19 protein-coding genes are annotated in these 17,845 nt (G+C 63.5%); 15 read left to right on the forward strand and 4 right to left on the reverse strand.

From position 1 onward, the window contains the following. Positions 1 to 4: 4 nt before the first annotated feature. Positions 5 to 889, reverse strand: a complete 885-nt coding sequence (locus KF794_13585) for a YihY/virulence factor BrkB family protein (GenBank protein QYK44772.1) — start codon at positions 887 to 889, stop codon at positions 5 to 7. 82 nt (positions 890 to 971) lie between these two features. After that, positions 972 to 2,981 (reverse strand): HAMP domain-containing protein, encoded by a 2,010-nt coding sequence (locus KF794_13590; protein QYK44773.1) that lies wholly within the window; start codon positions 2,979 to 2,981, stop codon positions 972 to 974. 176 nt (positions 2,982 to 3,157) lie between these two features. On the opposite strand from KF794_13590, the gene KF794_13595 reads away from it, so the two are divergent. From KF794_13595 to KF794_13645, 11 genes are all read left to right on the forward strand, one after another. Beyond that, on the forward strand, positions 3,158 to 4,837 hold the full coding sequence (locus KF794_13595; protein QYK44774.1) for an acyl-CoA/acyl-ACP dehydrogenase: 1,680 nt from the start codon (positions 3,158 to 3,160) through the stop codon (positions 4,835 to 4,837). Between the two features lie 18 nt (positions 4,838 to 4,855). Next, complete coding sequence (locus KF794_13600) at positions 4,856 to 5,476, forward strand: hypothetical protein (GenBank protein QYK44775.1); 621 nt, start codon at positions 4,856 to 4,858, stop codon at positions 5,474 to 5,476. A 77-nt stretch (positions 5,477 to 5,553) separates the two neighbouring features. Further along, complete coding sequence (locus tag KF794_13605) at positions 5,554 to 6,000, forward strand: host attachment protein (protein ID QYK44776.1); 447 nt, start codon at positions 5,554 to 5,556, stop codon at positions 5,998 to 6,000. Positions 6,001 to 6,003: 3 nt separating this feature from the next. Further along, positions 6,004 to 6,474 (forward strand): tryptophan-rich sensory protein, encoded by a 471-nt coding sequence (locus tag KF794_13610; GenBank protein QYK44777.1) that lies wholly within the window; start codon positions 6,004 to 6,006, stop codon positions 6,472 to 6,474. 20 nt (positions 6,475 to 6,494) lie between these two features. Continuing rightward, entirely contained in the window at positions 6,495 to 6,689 is a 195-nt protein-coding gene (locus tag KF794_13615; protein QYK44778.1) for a twin transmembrane helix small protein, read from the forward strand. A 71-nt stretch (positions 6,690 to 6,760) separates the two neighbouring features. Then, positions 6,761 to 7,333 carry a cob(I)yrinic acid a,c-diamide adenosyltransferase gene (locus tag KF794_13620; GenBank protein ID QYK44779.1) on the forward strand — a complete coding sequence of 191 codons (573 nt, stop codon included), beginning with the start codon at positions 6,761 to 6,763 and terminating at the stop codon, positions 7,331 to 7,333. A gap of 7 nt (positions 7,334 to 7,340) precedes the next feature. Continuing rightward, complete coding sequence (locus KF794_13625) at positions 7,341 to 8,183, forward strand: rhomboid family intramembrane serine protease (GenBank protein ID QYK44780.1); 843 nt, start codon at positions 7,341 to 7,343, stop codon at positions 8,181 to 8,183. A gap of 33 nt (positions 8,184 to 8,216) precedes the next feature. Further along, on the forward strand, positions 8,217 to 8,966 hold the full coding sequence (locus KF794_13630; protein QYK44781.1) for an electron transfer flavoprotein subunit beta/FixA family protein: 750 nt from the start codon (positions 8,217 to 8,219) through the stop codon (positions 8,964 to 8,966). Positions 8,967 to 8,968: 2 nt separating this feature from the next. Beyond that, positions 8,969 to 9,904, forward strand: coding sequence for an electron transfer flavoprotein subunit alpha/FixB family protein (locus tag KF794_13635; GenBank protein QYK44782.1), 936 nt, complete (start codon positions 8,969 to 8,971; stop codon positions 9,902 to 9,904). A 15-nt stretch (positions 9,905 to 9,919) separates the two neighbouring features. Then, positions 9,920 to 10,798 carry a 3-hydroxybutyryl-CoA dehydrogenase gene (locus KF794_13640; GenBank protein ID QYK44783.1) on the forward strand — a complete coding sequence of 293 codons (879 nt, stop codon included), beginning with the start codon at positions 9,920 to 9,922 and terminating at the stop codon, positions 10,796 to 10,798. A 48-nt stretch (positions 10,799 to 10,846) separates the two neighbouring features. Further along, a complete protein-coding gene (locus tag KF794_13645; GenBank protein ID QYK44784.1) occupies positions 10,847 to 11,044 on the forward strand; it encodes a hypothetical protein in 198 nt (65 codons plus the stop codon). 33 nt (positions 11,045 to 11,077) lie between these two features. On the opposite strand, the gene KF794_13650 is transcribed toward KF794_13645, so the two are convergent. After that, entirely contained in the window at positions 11,078 to 11,758 is a 681-nt protein-coding gene (locus KF794_13650; GenBank protein ID QYK44785.1) for a TlpA family protein disulfide reductase, read from the reverse strand. A gap of 24 nt (positions 11,759 to 11,782) precedes the next feature. Between KF794_13650 and argH the strand changes: the two genes are divergently transcribed. The 4 genes from argH to KF794_13670 all read left to right on the forward strand — a co-directional run bounded on the left by argH (position 11,783) and on the right by KF794_13670 (position 17,471). Beyond that, positions 11,783 to 13,171, forward strand: coding sequence for an argininosuccinate lyase (gene argH, locus KF794_13655; protein QYK44786.1), 1,389 nt, complete (start codon positions 11,783 to 11,785; stop codon positions 13,169 to 13,171). A gap of 72 nt (positions 13,172 to 13,243) precedes the next feature. Continuing rightward, complete coding sequence (locus KF794_13660; GenBank protein ID QYK44787.1) at positions 13,244 to 13,579, forward strand: lipoprotein; 336 nt, start codon at positions 13,244 to 13,246, stop codon at positions 13,577 to 13,579. A 12-nt stretch (positions 13,580 to 13,591) separates the two neighbouring features. Next, positions 13,592 to 14,857 (forward strand): diaminopimelate decarboxylase, encoded by a 1,266-nt coding sequence (gene lysA / locus KF794_13665; protein ID QYK44788.1) that lies wholly within the window; start codon positions 13,592 to 13,594, stop codon positions 14,855 to 14,857. 94 nt (positions 14,858 to 14,951) lie between these two features. Then, positions 14,952 to 17,471 (forward strand): TIGR02302 family protein, encoded by a 2,520-nt coding sequence (locus tag KF794_13670; GenBank protein QYK44789.1) that lies wholly within the window; start codon positions 14,952 to 14,954, stop codon positions 17,469 to 17,471. A gap of 3 nt (positions 17,472 to 17,474) precedes the next feature. On the opposite strand, the gene KF794_13675 is transcribed toward KF794_13670, so the two are convergent. Next, complete coding sequence (locus tag KF794_13675; protein QYK44790.1) at positions 17,475 to 17,837, reverse strand: response regulator; 363 nt, start codon at positions 17,835 to 17,837, stop codon at positions 17,475 to 17,477. Positions 17,838 to 17,845: the final 8 nt, after the last annotated feature.

Here is a 17,845-nt window from a genome sequence, read left to right on the forward strand (position 1 = left end):
CGGCTCAGCGCTTCCGCTTCTTCGTCTTCTTCGGCACCTTCACGATCGCCGGTGCACTTCGCTTGTCGGCGATGGCGGCATTCAGTTCGCCGCCATAGAGGAAGATCGACGCGGTCGTGTAGAGAAACACCAGCGCGACCATCACCGAGGCGAGACCCGCATAGGTCGTGACATAGTTGTAGGAGAAGCGGCCGAGGTAATAGCCGAAGGCCGCGCCCGCGATCAGCCACAACACCAGCGTCACGATGATGCCCGGCGCGACTTCGCTCAGCGTTCGCCTGCCCGCGGGCAGCCACATGTGCACTACGATCAGCGCAACTACGAGCACGGCGGAAGCTGTCGCGTAGCGGACGAACGCCGCGACGCCGCGAAACGGCTCCAGCGCGGGAATGAATTTCACCGCCGTCTGCCACATCAACGGCCACAGCACGACGAGGAAAGAAAGCGCGAGCAACCCCGCCGCGCCGACCAGCACATAACCGATAGATTCGAGCCGCAGCCACCAGAAGTAGCGCTGCTCGCCGACGTCATAGGCGCGGTTCAGGCCGATGCGCAGGCTCTCGATGCCGCTCGAGGAAAAATAGATCGCGAGCACGATGCCGAAAGTCAGCGCATCGGTGCGCACGTTGGTGAGGACGTAGTGGATTTCGTTGGCGATCGGCCCGGCGACTTCCCTGGGCCAGGTATCGAGCAGAATCTGCGCGGTGTTGTCGGCGAGTTCCTTGGAACCGAAGAACGCGGCAAGCGACGTTACGAAGATCATGAATGGAAACAGCGCCATCAGTCCCGACAGCGCGATATGGCTGGCAATGGCCCAGCCGTCATCGTCATTGAAACGCCAGAAGGCGTCGACCGTAATATTCCAGGGTTTCCAAAAAGTCTTCGACATACGGCTTTCCGCGCGCGGGACCGCCTTCAAATCGCGATTGCGCGGGGAAAAAGCAAGCGGCCGGAAGCAAGCAAGCCTGTTCTCAGGCGGCGCGCACTTCGTGCAGGAACTGGCGGATCGCGGAATCGAGCTTCTCGGCTTCGCTGTTGAGCGCCGCCGCCATGCCCGCGACATCGGACGCGGTGGCGCTGGCACCTTCCGCCGCGCCCAGCACGGACTTCATCGCACCCGCACCGGCATCGGCATCATTCGACGCCCGCGCCACGTTCTCGGCAATCGAAACCACCGCTGCGTTCTGCTCCTCGATGGCGGACGCAACCGAAGAGGCGATGGCCGACATTTCCTCGATCACGGTCGAAACCGTATCGATGGCAGTGGCGGCATCGCCGGACGCTTCCTGAATCGCGCCGATCTGATGCGCGATGTCTTCCGTCGCACGCGCGGTCTGCGCGGCGAGCGATTTCACTTCCTGCGCGACCACGGCAAAGCCCTTGCCCGCTTCGCCCGCGCGCGCTGCTTCGATGGTAGCGTTCAAGGCCAGCAAATTGGTTTGCGCGGCGATAGATTGAATGAGGCCGAGCACTTCGCCGATCCGCGAAGCGGCATCGCCGAGGTTCCGCATGATCGCGACCGAACGCTGCGCTTCGGCAACAGCGCGGTTCGCGACTTCCGTGGAAGTCGCGGTCTGGTGTGCGACTTCCGAAACCGAAACCGAAAGCTGCTCGGTCGCAACCGCTGCCTGCGCGACGTTCGACGAGGCAGCTCCTGCCGCTTCACCCGCGCGTTGTGCCTGCGCGCCGACATCCACTGCCGCGCCGCTGAGCTTGTCGGCGGCGCCGCCGAGCCGGGTCGAAGCATCGCGCACCGCGCCGAGACCCGTGTCCGCCATGTCCGCGAACGACTTGATCATGCGCTCGATATTCTTCGCGCGTTGCTCGCGCTGGCTGCCGGCCTGGGTCTGCTCGTTCTGCAATCGGGCGCGCTCGCGGGCGTTGTCGCGGAACACGACCACCGTGCGCGCCATCGCGCCGATCTCGTCGCGCACATTCACCGCCGGAATTTCAGACGAGGTATCGCCGTCGGCAAGCCGCCGCATGACGCCGGCAAGGCCCGCTAACGGCCCGGTGATGCTGAGACCGATCAGCCAGTTCAGCGCAAGACCGATCGCGATCACCGCAATGCCGATGCTGATGATGATCGTGCGCGTTCGCGACTGCGAAGTGTTGAGCGCCGCAGCGGCATCCGTTTCCTTGCGCTTGGCGCGCAGGGTGATGATGTCGGCGCCCGCTTGCATGTCGTTCGTGGAATTTTCTATCACCAGCGACTGCGTGCCGACCACGCGCATCTGGGAAATCCAGTCGGCGAATTCGTCGCGGTACTGCGAAATCGTTTTCTCGATCTGCTGCTGCAGGTCCTGCGGCAGCTTCGCCTTGGCGAGATGACTCGAGAAGGTCGCAAGCTCGCCGTAGATTTTATAGGTTGCGCCGAGATCCTGCGAGAGCATGAACTCGACTTCGTAGCGGCGCAGTTGCGCAAGCGACGCCAGCAGGCGCTGCGCATCGATTTCCGAAAGCTTGAGCGCTTCCGCGTTAATGAGCGCCTCTACCGCCGCTGCGGCCTTTGCGAACCGGCCGCGAATGCCCTCGCTCTCGTCGAAGCCGAGTTGGGTCTTTGCCTGCACCAGATAGTCGAAGTTCGAAGCGAGCGTGATAAGCGCACCGCGCAGACTCGCGACTGTCTTGCTTTCGTCGTTGCCCGCGAATTGCTCGATTACCTTCAGGCTGGCGAGCGCGTTGTTGTAGTTGTCGGCAAAAGCCTGCTTGAGCGTCCGCTCCTTGCCTTCGGCGTAGTCGCGCGAAGCAATCCGCATCGCCGCGAGCGATCCCTTCAGTTCGCGGCTGGCGTTCGCAAGCTCACCCGACGCCTTCACCGTCTCGAAGGCTGCCGCGACGTTGCGCTCGCCGGTCACGAACACGAAACCGATCACCGCAAGGCCGATCACCGGGATCAGCGCCAGAATGAGAATGCGCGCTCGCACCGAAAATGCCGGCAGACGGCGTAGAAGCTGAGTGGCTGTGCGCGTGACGTTCATGCCCGGACCTGCGGCAATGGCGCGGGACCGTGCCGGAGTGTTCCGGTTTGGTGCCGCGCTGATGAAATCGGCACCAGTAAAGCGGCCGAATGGTTAATAGCGGGTAAGGGAACGGCCTCTTGCCTTTGTGCGCTGCACCAATAAGGATGCCTTGTTTTTCGCCACCGGAACCGACCATGACCCAGGCCGCTGCCCGCACCGAACCCTCCAGCCAGAATCTGTCCGCACTTTTGAAGGAAGCAGCCGACACCACCGGCGCCCTGCTTGCGGAAGCCGCGGCCGCGGTACGGCTCAAGGTAACCGAGGGTGGCAAGGTTTCTGCGGGCGCGTTGGAGCGCGAGCAGCACGCGGTGCATGGCTATGCCTGGCTCGCCACTTATGTCGAAGCGATCCGGCAGCTTGCCGCCTATACGGATCGCCTGAGCGCCGAAGGCCGCTTCGGTCGCATGGAAGAACTGCTGGTGCGCGTCGGTGCCGGCGAATATCTCGCGCAGATTTTCGGTGGCATCCCCATGAGCCAAGGGGAGATCATCCGGCTTGGTTCGCTCGGCATCCCTGACGCGAAGGCGGCCTCGCGCATGACGCCCGCGGTGAAGGAACTGATCGCCGGCAATAACGCGCAAGTCCGCGCCGAACTGGCGGCCGCAATCGCCAAGGCGCAAGGCTCGCTCACCATCGGCGACAGCGGTCTCGACGACACGCTGAATGCCATGCGCGCCGAAATGCATCGCTTCGCGGAAAGCGAAGTGATGCCGCACGCGCACGAATGGCATCTGAACAACGAATACATCCCGATGGAGATCATTTCGAAGATGGCCGAACTCGGCGTCTTCGGTCTCACCATCCCGGAAGAATACGGCGGCCTCGGTCTCGGCAAGGAGTCGATGGTGCTCGTCTCCGAAGAACTGTCGCGTGCATGGATCGGCGTCGGCTCGCTCGGCACGCGCTCGGAGATCGCCGCGGAATTGATTCTCGGCGGCGGCACCGACGAACAGAAGAAAGAGTGGCTTCCGAAGATTGCCTCCGGCGAAATCCTGCCCACCGCCGTCTTCACCGAACCGAACACCGGCTCCGATCTCGCATCGCTGAAAACGCGTGCCGAGAAGAAGGGCGACGTCTACAAGGTCTACGGCAACAAGACCTGGATCACGCACCCGGTGCGCGCCGACGTGATGACGCTGCTCTGCCGCACCAATCCCGACGAGAAAGGCTACAAGGGCCTCTCTATTCTGCTCGCGGAGAAGCCGCGCGGCACCGATGATGATCCATTCCCGGCCGAAGGCATGACCGGCGGCGAGATCGAAGTGATCGGCTATCGCGGCATGAAGGAATTCGAAATCGGTTTCGACGGTTTCGAGGTTAAAGCCGGAAATCTGCTCGGCGGCGCGGAAGGCAACGGCTTCAAGCAACTCATGCAAACCTTCGAAGCGGCGCGCATCCAGACCGCGGCGCGTGCCATTGGCGTTGCGCAGAGCGCGATGGAGCTTGGCCTGCGCTACGCGCACGAGCGCATCCAGTTCGGCAAGCCGCTCTATTCGTTCCCGCGCGTCTCCGACAAGATCGTGACCATGGCCGCGGAAATCCTGATCGCGCGCCAGCTCACCTACCATGCGGCGCGCGAGAAGGATTCCGGCCGCCGCTGCGACCTCGAAGCGGGCATGGCAAAGCTGCTCGCCGCACGCATCGCATGGGCAGCTGCCGACAACGCGCTGCAAATCCACGGCGGCAACGGGTTCGCGATGGAATATCCGGTGTCGCGCGTGCTGGCCGACGCCCGTATCCTCTCGATCTTCGAGGGTGCCGCGGAAATACAGGCCCAGGTCATCGCGCGCCGTCTTCTAGACGGCACGAACTAGGCATAGGCTCGGCCGCGCATGGCCGGACTTTCCCAAGGCTCGTTGTCCCAAGGCTCGCTTGCGAGCCTCGCATTCTGGGCGAAGAACATGAGTGTTCTTCGCGAGGGCGGCTATTCGTGGTGGCCCGGCTTTTCTTATACGCCCGCCGAATGGGACGAGATCGAGCGGCTGGCAAAGCCGGTCGATGGCGGCGCGTATCTGAAATTCATCGGTCTGAACGCGCTGCTGTTCATCGTATTCGCAGGCATTGCCGTCGTCGGGTTCATGTTGCCCGTGCTGCTCCTGCTCTACCCCGACCCGAGCAAACTGCAGCCCCTTCCCTTTGTGCTGCTGCTCGCGTCCGTAGCCGCAATCACGATCGGCGTCGGCCTGCCGCTATCCATGAAGATTTCCGCATGGCTCTGCGCAAGCGAAGAGGTGAAAACGCAACTCGTTGCCTCGTCCGAAACGGAAAAACTTGGCAAACGTGTTTCGTGGCAACTGCTGCGCATGACGCTGATCATGTGCGGCCTGCTGATCCCCGGCGTCCTGCTCTGGATTGCGCTTGATATTCAGGGCGGTCCGCTCTTGACCGCGATCAAGGCCATCCTTGCATTGATTTTCATAGGATCGACCGCGCTGGTCGCGCTGCGCCGCTAGGAGCGGCGAAGCGCCCCAGGCAACTTGTTCGGTTCCCCGGCGTTGATTGTCGGGGCGGCCATTCGCGGAGGATTCCCTTGGCAAATCTGAAACTCGGCAACGGCGCATGGGTCGTGGTCTGCGACGGCGCGAAGGCGCTCATTCTCGAAAACAATGGCGACCCGCAATATCCCGACCTGCGCATCCGCGATGTTTTTGAACAGGACAATCCCTCGACCGCCGAACAAGGCACCGACCGTCCCGGCCGCTCCCATTCGTCGGTCGGGCCGGGTCGCAGCGCGGTCGGCCAGACCGACTGGCACGATCAGGCCGAAGCTAAATTCCTGAAAGACCTCGCCGGGAAAATCCATCTCGCCGTTCACGGCGGCGAAACGAAAGAACTGGTCATCGTCGCGCCGCCTCGCGCGCTCGGCATGATCCGCGAGCACTACACGCCCGCGATCAAACAGGCGCTGCAAAAAGAGATCGACAAGGACCTCGTCAAAATCCCCGCCGACCAGATCGAGAAGCACCTGGTACACTAACCGATGAAATCGGTTTTTCGTCTGCTGGCATGTCTGGCGTTATGTTTCGCCATCGCCGCGCTCGGTGCGCTCGCGACCACGCCGAAGATTCCCGGTTGGTACACGGGCCTGACGAAGCCCGCGTTCACGCCGCCGAATTATCTCTTCCCCATCGTCTGGAATATTCTTTATGCGATGATGGCGGTCTCGCTGTGGCGGCTCTGGCAATCCCCGCGCGGCGATCTTCGTAACCGCGCCGTAACGCTGTTCCTGTTGCAGCTTGCGGTAAATCTTGCGTGGTCGTGGATTTTCTTCGGCGCGGAATCGATACGGGGCGGCCTTGTTGCGATTCTCGCGCTCGACCTGCTGGTCGCCTGGACGATTTTTGCGGCATGGAGAGTGGATCGGATTGCCGCGGCGCTCCTCCTCCCCTATCTGCTCTGGATCGGCTACGCTACGGCACTCAATGCCGAGATCGTGCGCCTCAACGCCTGAGGTTGCCCGGAGAAAGTATCATGGCCAGCACACTTCAATATTTCCTCGTCCCGGCCGCGCTGATCGCGGTCACGATCGTACTTGTGCTGGGCCTCTGGAACCTGATGAAAGGCGGTTCGTCGAGCCGCTCGCAAAGCCTGATGCGCATGCGCGTCGCCTTGCAGGCGCTTGCCATCGCGATCGTGATGGGCATGCTCTGGTTCCTCGGCAAATAGCCCGCCGTCTCCCCTCGCACTTTTCCCGTTTCCTCGCGTAGGATGCCGCCCGGTAACAACAGGCGGGACGCATGGTCGTTCTCAATCGCATCTACACGAAGACCGGCGACGACGGCACCACCGCGCTCGGCACCGGCGAGCGGCGGCTGAAATCCGACCTGCGCGTCGAGGTCTATGGCACCATCGACGAGACCAACGCGACGCTCGGCATCGCGCGCGTGCATCTGCCGAAGGACAGCGAGGTCGATGCGATGCTGATGCGCATCCAGAACGACCTGTTCGATCTCGGTGCGGACTTCGCCGTGCCGGAGCGCGATGGCAAGGCCGAGCGGCTGCGCGTGATCGAAACGCAGGTCGAGCGGCTGGAAAAGGAAATCGACCAGCTCAATGCGGAATTGAAACCGCTCACTTCTTTTATTCTACCGGGCGGCGAACCGGCCGCCGCGCACCTGCATCTCGCGCGCACCGTTTCGCGCCGCGCCGAACGTCTTGCGGTGGAGCTTTCCCAACACAAGACCGAGCGCGTGAACCCGGCAGCAGTGCGCTATCTCAACCGCCTGTCCGATCTGTTGTTCGTAGCCGCCCGCTACGTCAATGACAGGGGCGCGCGCGACGTGCTATGGGTTCCGGGCGCCAACCGCTGAGCGATCGATGGTCTTCCTTCCAGTCTACGACTACAACCGCCTGCGCCACATCAAGCGGCCGTGGATGAACTGGTCGCTGATCGCAATCAACATTTTCATCTATTTCGTTTTCCAGTCCGACCTGATCCTGAAGGTCGGCGCACAGGTGCAGCATACCTTCGGCTTCATGCCGAACAGCATCCTGCCCGCCTCGATGCGCCAGATGAACGTCCCCGCGCTGATCGCGGAAGTGCCGGGCATTAAAGTCTTTACTTACATGTTCTTGCATGGCGACGCGGGGCACCTGCTCGGCAACATGCTGTTCCTCTACATCTTCGGCGACAACGTCGAGGATGCGATGGGCCGCATCCGCTATCTCGTCTTCTATCTCGGCTGCGGGATCTTCTCCGGCCTTGCCCATTTCTGGTCCGATACCAGCTCGCAGGCAGCGCTGGTCGGCGCATCGGGCGCGATCTCCGGCGTGCTCGCGGCCTATCTGATCCTCTATCCGCGCGCGAAACTGTGGGCGCTGCTCCTGTTCCGCATCCCGCTGAAAGTCCCGGCCTTCGTCGTGCTCCTGCTCTACATCGCCTACAACGTGTTCGCGGAGATCGCGACGCAGTTCCGTATCCTTCCGGACTACTTCAACGAGCGCATCGCCTGGTGGGCGCATATCGGCGGATTCATCGCGGGCATCCCCCTGACTTATCTATTGCGGCGCCCCGGCGTCGAACTCTTTGCCAAGGACGATACCGTTACGGATGTCGCAACCGGCGCGCAGGCGGTGCCCATCAATCCGATGGACCCGCCGAGCCCCGGCGACTCGTCTACCGTCATCGTTCGCGTTGACAGGCCTAGGGAGCAGCCATAGTTTGCCCGCCGCACCGCAACAAATGGGGCGCGGATGAAAGTTCTGGTCGCAGTAAAGCGTGTCATCGATTTCAACGTGAAGGCGCGCGTAAAACCCGACGGTTCCGGCGTTGATCTCGCCAACGTCAAAATGTCGATGAATCCCTTCGACGAAATTGCCGTCGAGGAAGCAATCCGTCTCAAGGAAGCAGGCAAGGCCACCGAGATCGTCGCGGTTTCGGTTGGTCCGCAGCAGGCGTCCGAGACCATCCGCACCGCGCTCGCGATGGGCGCCGACCGCGGCATCCTGGTCAAGAACGACGGCGTGGTCGAACCGCTCGCGGTCGCGAAGATTCTCAAGGGCATCGTTGACGCCGAAAAGCCGAACCTCGTGATCCTCGGCAAGCAGGCGATCGACGACGACTCCAACCAGACCGGACAGATGCTCGCGGCGCTGCTCAAGTGGCCGCAGGGTACGTTCGCGTCCAAGGTTGCACTCGAAGCCGACAGCGTGAACGTCACGCGCGAAATCGACGGCGGCCTCCAGACCGTGAAGCTGAAACTTCCTGCGGTGGTTACCACCGACCTGCGCCTCAACGAACCGCGCTACGCTTCGCTGCCGAACATCATGAAGGCGAAGAAGAAGCCGATCGACGAGAAATCGCCCGCCGATTACGGCGTCGATGTCGCGCCGCGACTCAAGGTTCTGAAAACCGCCGAACCAGCCGGCCGCAAGGCGGGCGTGAAGGTGGATTCGGTCGCGGCTCTTGTCGATAAACTCAAGAACGAAGCGGGAGTGCTTTGAACATGGCCACGCTCCTGATTGCAGAACACGATAACCAGACCCTGAACGGCGCGACCGCGAAGGCGCTGACCGCTGCCGCCGCTCTCGGTGGCGACGTCGACGTGCTGGTCGCTGGCGAAGGCGCGAAGGCGGTTGCCGATGCGGCTGCGAAACTCGCGGGCGTGAAGAAGGTGCTTCTCGCTGACAACGCCGCGTACAAGAACAAGCTGGCCGAGCCGATGACGGACCTGATCGTCAAGCTCGCTGCGAATTACGATGCAATCGTCGCTCCCGCCACGACCTCCGGCAAGAACTTCATGCCGCGCGTCGCGGCGCTGCTCGACGTCATGCAGATTTCGGAAGTCACCAAGGTCGAGAGCGCCGATACCTTCCAGCGTCCGATCTATGCCGGCAATGCGATCCAGACGGTGCAGTCTTCCGACAAGAAGAAAGTTATCACCGTTCGCACCGCCTCGTTCCAGGCGGCTGGCGAGGGCGGCTCGGCTTCCGTCGAGAACGCCGAAGGTGCCGGCGATCCGGGCCTTTCCTCTTTCGTGGGCGAAGAACTCTCCAAGTCCGACCGCCCCGAACTCACCTCGGCCCGCATCATCATTTCCGGCGGCCGCGCGATGGCGAACAAGGAAAACTTCGCAAAATACATCGAGCCGGTCGCGGACAAGCTCGGCGCGGCGATGGGTGCGTCCCGCGCAGCCGTCGATGCCGGTTATGCTCCGAACGACTGGCAGGTCGGCCAGACCGGCAAGGTCGTGGCGCCGGAGCTTTACATCGCCGTCGGCATTTCCGGCGCGATCCAGCATCTTGCCGGCATGAAGGACTCGAAGGTCATCGTCGCGATCAACAAGGACGAAGAGGCGCCGATCTTCCAGGTCGCCGATTACGGCCTTGTCGGCGATCTCTTTCAGGTATTGCCCGAACTCGAAAAAGAACTCAGCAAATAGCGAGCGACCCGCGCGATGAAGCCTCTCAAAAAAATCGGTGTTATCGGCGCGGGCCAGATGGGCAACGGCATTGCGCATGTCTGCGCGCTTGCCGGTTATGACGTGAAGCTCAACGACATCTCCGAAGAGCGCATCAAGACCGGCCTCGCCAACATCAACGGCAACATGCAGCGTCAGGTGACCAAGGCGCTGATTTCCGAGGGCGACCGCCAGACCGCGCTCGCGCGCATCCTGCCTGCGGTAACCTTCAACGATCTCGCGGACTGCGATCTCGTCATCGAGTCGGCCTCCGAGAAGGAGGAGATCAAGAAGAAGATCTTCACCGAACTCAGCCAGATCATGCCGAAGGAAGCGCTGCTCGCTTCCAACACTTCTTCCATTTCCATCACGCGTCTCGGCGCGGGCACCGACCGCCCGGAGAAATTCATCGGCATTCACTTCATGAATCCGGTGCCGCTGATGGAGCTGGTCGAACTGGTACGCGGTATCGCCACCGACGACGACACCTTCGAAACCTCGAAGGAATTCGTCTCCCGCCTCAACAAGACCTACGCGGTAGCGGAAGATTTCCCGGCCTTCATCGTCAACCGCATCCTGCTGCCGATGATCAACGAAGCGATCTACACGCTCTACGAGGGCGTCGGCTCGGTGGAAGCGATCGACAAGGCGATGAAGCTCGGCGCCAATCACCCGATGGGTCCGCTGCAACTCGCCGACTTCATCGGTCTGGATACCGTGCTCTCGGTAATGCAGGTACTGCACGAAGGGCTGGCGGATTCGAAATACCGCCCCTGTCCGCTGCTCGTGAAGTATGTCGAAGCCGGCTGGCTGGGTCGCAAGACCAAGCGCGGCTTCTACGATTACCGCGGCGAAAAGCCGGTCCCGACCCGCTAACGGCCAGCGATAAGCGTTCTTTAACCCGCGGCCGCCATTTTGGCGGCCATGGAAACCGCCCTCATTTCCGCAGTCATGGCCTCGAAGGCCTCGCAGGTGCAGATGGCGCTTGCGGCGAAGCTCGCGAAGATGAACGCTTCGAGCGAGCAATCAATCGCGCAGCTGCTCGAAGCCGCGAACCAGAACGCGCAGAAATTGGCCGACGCTGCCGCCGGCCTCGGCCAGAACCTCGATATTAAAGTCTGATCGTTCCGGCGCGCCGAAGGGCGGCCGATTGAATCAATTCCCCGCAATCGCCGTGCGGATCAGCGAGAGCGCTTCCTCGCTCGCCCATTCCGCCGGACCCAGCACGAAGCCGAGTTCGCACCCGTTGCGGTCGATCAGCAGCGTGCTCGGCAATCCGGGCGCGCGCTCGACGGCCTTGAGCTTCTGGAAAACTTCCGCCTTCGGGTCTTCGTAATAGGCGAGATGCTTTATGCCGATGGCGGCGAGAAAGGCCTTCGGCTTTTCACGCTCGCGCGTATCGAGGTTGATCGCCACCACCTCGAAATCCTTGCCGCCGAGCTTCGCCTGCAACTCGTCGAGTGCGGGCATTTCCTTCCGGCACGGCAGGCACCATGTCGCCCAGAGGTTCACCAGCACCACCTTGCCGCGCAGTTTGGTCAGGTCGACGGCCTGCCCGGAGGCATTGAGGAACGAGATCGGCGTCGCCGCGCGGGGGCGCTCGTTGGCCTGAAAAGCCGCGACTTCGCCCTTCGCCAGCGGCATTAACCGCTTGGAGGTCAGCGCCGCGTTAACACAGGAAGCATCGGTGCCGAGGCCCGCGTTGCGTTGCAGGCCGCCGGTCAAGTATACCCCCGCGAACCCCGCAATCGTGCCGAGCAGAGCCGCAAGCAAAGCGTAGCGCGCGCGGCGCAGCCAGTTCACGCGGGCGGTGGTTTCAGGTGGAGTAGCGGTCATATACGGGCCGTCGGGATTTGAGACATGAGTAACCGGATGTGGGGCGGGCGGTTCGCGGCGGGGCCGGATGCCATCCTCGAAGAGATCAACGCCTCCATCGACTTCGACCGGCACTTGTTCGCACAGGACATCGCCGGCTCCAAGGCGCATGCCTCGATGCTGGCGGCACAAGGCATCATTACGGCAGCTGACGCGGACAAAATCGCGCAGGGCCTCGACACCATCCTGCGCGAAATCCTCGACGGCAAATTCAACTTCTCGAAAGCGCTCGAAGACATCCACATGAATGTGGAGTCGCGCCTCGCCGAACTGATCGGTCCGGCTGCCGGGCGGCTGCACACCGCGCGTTCGCGCAACGATCAGGTCGCGACCGATTTCCGGCTCTATATCCGCGACACCATCGACGGCCTCGACAACTCGCTCGCGGATCTGCAACTCGCGCTCGCGGAAAAAGCGCTGGAGCATGCGGAAACGGTGATACCCGGCTTCACGCATCTGCAAACCGCGCAACCCGTCACCTTCGGCCATCACCTGCTCGCTTACGTCGAGATGCTGTCGCGCGACCGCGGACGGCTCACCGACGCACGCAAACGCATGAACGAGAACCCGTTGGGGAGCGCCGCGCTCGCCGGCACCTCGTTTCCCATCGACCGCGACGCGACCTCGAAGGCGCTCGGCTTCGATCGGCCGACCGCGAACAGCCTCGATGCCGTATCCGACCGCGACTTCGTACTGGAGACGCTCGCGGGCGCGTCGATCTGCGCCATGCACCTTTCTCGCTTCGCGGAAGAGATCGTGATCTGGACCACGCCGTCGTTCGGCTTCGTTGCGCTCTCCGACAAATTCACGACCGGCTCCTCGATCATGCCGCAGAAGCGCAACCCCGACGCGGCCGAACTCGTGCGCGCGAAGGTCGGCAAGATCGTTGGCGCGCTGACACAGTTGCTCATCGTGATGAAGGGCCTGCCGCTCGCCTACGCCAAGGACATGCAGGAAGACAAAGACGCCACCATCCGCGCGCTGTCCGACTTCTCGGTCGTGATCGCCGCGACCGCGGGCATGGTCCGCGACCTCACCGTGGATGCGAAGAAGATGAAGGCCGCGGCCGGCGAAGGCTATTCCACCGCGACCGACCTCGCGGACTGGCTGGTGCAGAAACTCAACATCCCGTTCCGGGAAGCGCACCACATCACGGGCAGCATCGTAGCAAAAGCAGCCAGCGCCAATCTGCCGCTGCATCGCCTGCCGCTCGCGGACATGCAGGCGGTCGAGAAACGGATCACGGACGACGTCTTCTCCGTGCTCTCGGTCTCGAAATCGGTAGCCAGCCGCACCAGCTACGGCGGAACGGCCCCGAAAAACGTGCGGATGCAGGCCAAACGCTGGCTGAAACGCCTTGGCAAGGAAGGCTGAGCCAGTCTCCGGTAAGCCTCGCTTTGGCCCCGGTTTTCCGCTACCCAACCCCCGCGTTCAGGAGTGTTTCTAGTGTCGGCTGGGCAAATTTTCGGGAAATCGCGCGTCATTGCGCTGCTTGGCGTGCTCGTCATCGCCGGTTGCGGCGTGAAGGGTCCGCTGGAGCCGCCTCCCGGCTCGCAGGCTGCCGCTCCCATCGCCGCGCAGACCGAGCATGAGATCGACCCTGCGCTCGGCAACACCATCACCGGCACCAAGACGGAAGTGCAAAGCTCGAACCCGGCAACCATCACCTCGCCGCTGGTGGACGACAACCGCAAACGCAAGCGCGTCAAACGCGGCAATGTCCCGCTGACCAGCGAGCCGGAAAAGCCGAACCAGACTTTCATTCTCGACGGTTTGCTCTAACTTCCCTTCCCCATGCGTCACTTCGAATATCGCAACGGCGTCCTGCACGCCGAAGACGTGGACCTGACCGCGCTCGCGCGCGAAGTCGGTACGCCGTTCTATTGCTATTCCACCGCGACGCTGGAGCGCCACTACAAGGTGTTCGCGGAAGCCTTCGCCGATGTGCCCGCGCTCGTCTGCTACGCGATGAAGGCCAATTCCAATCAGGCGGTGATCGCGACTCTCGCCCGTCTCGGTGCGGGCACCGACATCGTTTCCGGTGGCGAATTACAACGCGCGCTTGCCGCCGGCGTGCCCGCGGACAAGATCGTGTTCTCCGGCGTCGGCAAGACGCGGGACGAAATGGCTGCCGCGCTGGACGCGGGCATCTTCTGCTTCAACGTCGAGAGCGAGCCTGAACTGCACGCGCTCTCCGAAGTCGCCACGTCCCGTGGCAAGACCGCACCCGTTTCGCTCCGCATCAACCCCGATGTGGACGCGAAAACGATGGCGAAGATTTCGACCGGCAAGAAGGGTGACAAGTTCGGCATTCCGATTGCGCGCGCGAAGACGGTCTATGCCATCGCCGCGAAACTGCCGGGTCTCAAAGTCACCGGCATCGACATGCATATCGGCAGCCAGATCACCAAGCTGACGCCGTTCGATACCGCGACCAGGAAGATCGCCGCCCTCGCGCGCGAACTCAAAAGCCAGGGCCATGCCATCGACCACATCGATGTCGGCGGGGGCTTAGGCATTCCTTACAAGGCCGGCGACCCGCCGCCGCCCGTGCCGAAGAAATATGCCGAGATCATCAAGCGCAATACGCGCGGGCTGAACGTGAAGCTCGTATTCGAGATCGGCCGCATGATCGCGGGCAACGCCGGCATCCTCGTCGCTTCCGTGATCTACTGGAAGAAGACCGGCGCGAAGAACTTCATGATCGTGGACGCCGCGATGAACGATCTCGTGCGACCGACGCTCTATCATGCGTGGCACGACATTCTTCCCGTGAAGAAGACGCCGCGCATGAAGACCGCGCTGGCCGACGTGGTCGGGCCGGTCTGCGAATCGGGCGATTATCTGGCGCAGGCGCGGCGCGTGCCGGTGCTGAGCGAAGGCGATCTCGTCGCCATCATGACCGCGGGCGCCTACGGCGCGGTGCAGGCGGGAACCTATAATACCCGCCCGCTGATCCCGGAAGTGCTTGTCCGGGCTAGCGAATACGCCGTGGTCCGCCCGCGTCTCGACGCCGCAGCCATCATCGCACAGGACCGCATGGCGCCCTGGCTGCGCTGAATGGGTGCAGTGCCGCGAAAGTCATTGGCCGGGGCCGCCGGACCCCGATAAACTTCCCGCAGGGCATGGGGGTGCTCTGCGTAAGGAACGTTCGTTGAGCGGCACGCCGGATCAGCAAGAGAACTCCGCCCCCGGCACCGTCCGGGAAGCGCTGGCTGCGCTCAAGGTCGCGCTGACGCGCACGCGCCAAAGCCTGCTGTTCGAAAAAATCTGGCCGGTCGCCGTCTCGCTCGCGGCGGGCATCGGCATCTTTCTCGCAATTTCCTGGGCCGGCCTCTGGATCGCGCTGCCGCCGATGGCGCGCATCGCCGGTCTCGTTCTTCTCGTCGCGCTGGTTGCCGCAAGCCTGTTTCCCGCGATCCGTATTCGCCTGCCCGGAAACAACGAGGCCGTGCGCCGCCTTGAGCAAAGCAACGCCAGCACGCACCGCCCCGCGACCGCGCTGACCGATCGCATCGCCTCCAAACCCGACCCGATGGCGGAAGCGCTCTGGCGCGAGCATGTCGCACGCACCGCCGACGCCGCGAAGAAACTCCGCGCGACACCGCCGCGCCCGCAACTTGCACTGCGCGACCCGATGGCGTTCCGCGCGCTGATCCTGCTCGGCGTCGTCGTGACTTTCTTCGTCGCGGAAGGCGACCGCATGCGCCGTGTCGCCGCCGCGTTCGACTGGACCGGCGCGCTGACCCCGCGCCTCTACCGCGTGGATGCGTGGGTCGCGCCGCCGCAATACACCGCCCGCGCGCCGGTGCTGCTCACCGGCATCCGTCACGACGAAGCCGCGGCCGGCGAAACGCCGCTGGTGATGGTGCCCGCGGGAAGCACGCTGATCGTGCGCGCGACCAACCTCGCGAACCTCGATCTCGCGATCGACGGAAAATTGCAGGAAGAACCGAACCCGAATCCGCAGAACGCGGCAGCCGGTATCGAGCGCCACTTCAAGATTCTGGAAGACGCTTCCGTCACCGTGCGCGGTCTGCCCTCCGGCAGCGTGACCTGGCACTTCCGCGCCATCCCCGACCGCGTGCCGGTGATCGAACTCCTGAAGAACCCGGAAATCTCCGGCCGCAACGCATTCTCGCTCAACTACAAGATCGAGGACGACTACGGCGTCACCTCGGCCGAAGCGAAGTTCGAGCGTGTCGTGCCGGGTGCCCGCAACAGTCTCAGCCCGCGCCCGCTGGTGAACGCACCCGACTTCCCGCTCATCCTGCCGCAGGCGCGCACCAAATCCGGCACCGCCACCACGGCGCGCGACCTCACCGAACATCCGTGGGCGGGCGCGGTGTTGCGCATGACCCTTCATGCGCGCGACGAAGGCGGCAACACCGGCGTCAGTCAGGCCTACGAAGTGACGGTCCCGCAGCGCTCGTTCGAGAAGCCGCTCGCCCGCGCGCTGATCGAGCAGCGCCGCGAGCTTGCCTTCGATGCCAATGCGCGCGGGCGCGTGCAGCGCGCGCTCGACGCACTCATGATCGCGCCGGACCGCTTCACCACGGAAGCGAACGTCTATCTCGGCCTGCGCACGGCAAGCACAAGGTTGCGCCTGTCGCGCACCGACGACGACCTGCGCGGCGTGATCGACTATCTCTGGGAAATCGCCGTGCTGATCGAGGACGGCACCCTCTCCGACGTGGAGCGCGACCTGCGCGCCGCCGAGAACGCGCTGAAACAGGCGCTGGAACGCGGCGCCAGCGAAGAGGAAATCAAGAAGCTGATGGATCAGCTTCGCGCGGCACTCGAAAAATACTTACAGGCGCTGGCCGAACAGCAGAACCGCCAAAGCAACGACAATCCCCGGCCGGACGCGAACGTGCGCACGCTTCGTCCGCAGGACCTCAAGAACATGCTCGACCGCATCGAGCGCATGGCGCGGCAGGGCGACCTTTCGGGCGCGCAGAAGCTGCTCTCCGAATTGCAGTCGCTGATGCAGAACCTGCAACGCAACCGCCGCAACGCCGGGCCGCAGCAGGACCAGAACACGCCGCTCGATCAACTGGGCCGCATGATTCAGGAACAGCAGCGCCTGCGTGACCGCACCTTCCGGCAGGGCCGCGAGAATCCGCGCGGCGACCAGCAACAGAAAGGCCAGAAGCAACAGCGCCAGTCGATGCGCGACCTGCAAAAGAATCAAGGCGACCTGCGCCAGCAGCTCGAACAGATGCTAGAGCAGTTGCGCAAGCGCCAGCAGGGTCAGGACGGACAGGATGGTCCCGGCAAGGAAGCGGGCGAAGCGCTGAACCGCGCCGAACAGGCGATGCGCGACGCCGAAGACGCACTCGGCAACGGCGACGCGGAAGGCGCGATCGATCAGCAGGGCCGCGCGCTGCAAAGCCTGCGGCAAGGCGCGCAGGCAATGGCCGATGCGATGCAGGGACCGGGCGACGGTCCCGGCGATCCGAACGGGCCGGAAGCCGAAGCCGCCGAACGCACCGATCCGCTGGGCCGCCCGACCCGCAACCGCGACTTCGGCGACGACTACACCGTGAAGGTGCCGGACGAAATCGACGCGCAGCGCGCGCGGCGCGTGCTGGAGGAATTGCGCCGCCGTCTCAGCGATCCGAACCGGCCGCGCCTCGAACTGGAATATCTCGACCGTCTGTTGCGGGAATAGCCGCTACGCGGCCAGCACTTCGCGCACCTGTGCGCGCAGCTTTTCGATCTCGAAGGGTTTCAGGATGACGCCGCGGATCAGCGTATCTAGGCCGCTCGCGCGCGCCTGCTGGTCGGCATAGCCGGTCATCAGCAGGATCGGCAGCGCGGGAAAATCGCGCGAGGCGGCGAGCGCCAGCGCAATCCCGTCCATCACCGGCATCGAAATATCGGCAAGCATCAGGTCGGCCTCGCCGCCGCCTTGCAGATAGTCATGCGCCGCCGCGCCGTCGGCCACGGCGTGCACCGCATGGCCGTCGAGTTCCAGCGCGCGCGTAATCAGTACGCGCATCGCCTCCTCGTCTTCCGCGATCAGTATGCGAGCCATGAACGGCC

Source organism: Xanthobacteraceae bacterium (assembly GCA_019454205.1).
Classification (GTDB): Bacteria; Pseudomonadota; Alphaproteobacteria; order Rhizobiales; family Xanthobacteraceae.

What these genes read in the sequence shown, in the direction of transcription:
- KF794_13620 (QYK44779.1), top strand. Translation starts at nt 6,761, where the DNA reads ATGGTCGTTCTCAATCGCATCTACACGAAGACCGGCGACGACGGCACC.
- KF794_13645 (QYK44784.1), top strand. Translation starts at nt 10,847, where the DNA reads ATGGAAACCGCCCTCATTTCCGCAGTCATGGCCTCGAAGGCCTCGCAG.
- KF794_13675 (QYK44790.1), bottom strand. Translation starts at nt 17,837, where the DNA reads ATGGCTCGCATACTGATCGCGGAAGACGAGGAGGCGATGCGCGTACTG.
- KF794_13640 (QYK44783.1), top strand. Translation starts at nt 9,920, where the DNA reads ATGAAGCCTCTCAAAAAAATCGGTGTTATCGGCGCGGGCCAGATGGGC.
- argH (QYK44786.1), top strand. Translation starts at nt 11,783, where the DNA reads ATGAGTAACCGGATGTGGGGCGGGCGGTTCGCGGCGGGGCCGGATGCC.
- lysA (QYK44788.1), top strand. Translation starts at nt 13,592, where the DNA reads ATGCGTCACTTCGAATATCGCAACGGCGTCCTGCACGCCGAAGACGTG.
- KF794_13600 (QYK44775.1), top strand. Translation starts at nt 4,856, where the DNA reads ATGGCCGGACTTTCCCAAGGCTCGTTGTCCCAAGGCTCGCTTGCGAGC.
- KF794_13610 (QYK44777.1), top strand. Translation starts at nt 6,004, where the DNA reads ATGAAATCGGTTTTTCGTCTGCTGGCATGTCTGGCGTTATGTTTCGCC.
- KF794_13625 (QYK44780.1), top strand. Translation starts at nt 7,341, where the DNA reads ATGGTCTTCCTTCCAGTCTACGACTACAACCGCCTGCGCCACATCAAG.
- KF794_13590 (QYK44773.1), bottom strand. Translation starts at nt 2,981, where the DNA reads ATGAACGTCACGCGCACAGCCACTCAGCTTCTACGCCGTCTGCCGGCA.
- KF794_13585 (QYK44772.1), bottom strand. Translation starts at nt 889, where the DNA reads ATGTCGAAGACTTTTTGGAAACCCTGGAATATTACGGTCGACGCCTTC.
- KF794_13595 (QYK44774.1), top strand. Translation starts at nt 3,158, where the DNA reads ATGACCCAGGCCGCTGCCCGCACCGAACCCTCCAGCCAGAATCTGTCC.
- KF794_13650 (QYK44785.1), bottom strand. Translation starts at nt 11,758, where the DNA reads ATGACCGCTACTCCACCTGAAACCACCGCCCGCGTGAACTGGCTGCGC.
- KF794_13615 (QYK44778.1), top strand. Translation starts at nt 6,495, where the DNA reads ATGGCCAGCACACTTCAATATTTCCTCGTCCCGGCCGCGCTGATCGCG.
- KF794_13635 (QYK44782.1), top strand. Translation starts at nt 8,969, where the DNA reads ATGGCCACGCTCCTGATTGCAGAACACGATAACCAGACCCTGAACGGC.
- KF794_13630 (QYK44781.1), top strand. Translation starts at nt 8,217, where the DNA reads ATGAAAGTTCTGGTCGCAGTAAAGCGTGTCATCGATTTCAACGTGAAG.